Annotated in this window: 1 pseudogene; it reads right to left on the reverse strand. The window is 40.9% G+C overall.

The features are described from left to right. Window positions 1-722: pseudogene (locus tag AB1L08_RS22450) on the reverse strand (DDE-type integrase/transposase/recombinase); the annotation flags it as partial.

Consider the following 722-nt stretch of genomic DNA (forward strand, 5'->3'; position numbering starts at 1 on the left):
GACAAAATAATCTTCTTGACGGCATCAAAGAAAAAGAACAGATAATGCCAGCGCCCTTTGACGCGGATATACGTTTCATCACCGCAAAAGCTGTTTGACAGGTCATAGGGATAATGATCAATAAACGGCTTGGTAATAAGGGCCACGCTGTTCATGTAATTCAAGATGGTTTGATGCGAAATTTTAATGCTGTGCACATCAAACATCAAGGCAGCTGTTTTTCTGGCCGAGAGTCCGTAATTCACGTGATACGTCAAAATAAGCCCTAACGTATGGGCCGACACATAAATACGTGAAAGATCCACTTTTGGCTTTACAGGTGACTCCTTGGATAAAGGCTTAAAGTCAAAGGTAAACTCTCGAAAGATGTATCTCACTTTGAATGCTTGGGGATCTTTTTTGAATCGCTCCTTTTCTTCTTTGGTCATTTTGTTTAAGTTATTTTTGTAGAACGAACAGGCGTTGTTTTTGCATTTGAACACGTAGAAATCCTTACGTTCCTTGATCCTTTCCAATGTCTTTAAACAGTGTGGACATTTGAGGATTGCCTCTTTTAGAAAACGGTTTTTCTTGCTGAACAGACACGCACACACCTTACATTGATATTGACCTTTATCGCCGTTATTGGCATAAAGATACGAAGAAGGCGCCGAACACTTTGGGCATGTGAGAGCAGTCGGAACTTTAACCACACCGTTTTTCCGACGCATAACCTGCTTTAA

Origin of the sequence: Siminovitchia jepli, assembly GCF_047228825.1 — a bacterium.
In the GTDB taxonomy this organism is placed as follows: Bacteria; Bacillota; Bacilli; order Bacillales; family Bacillaceae_C; genus Siminovitchia.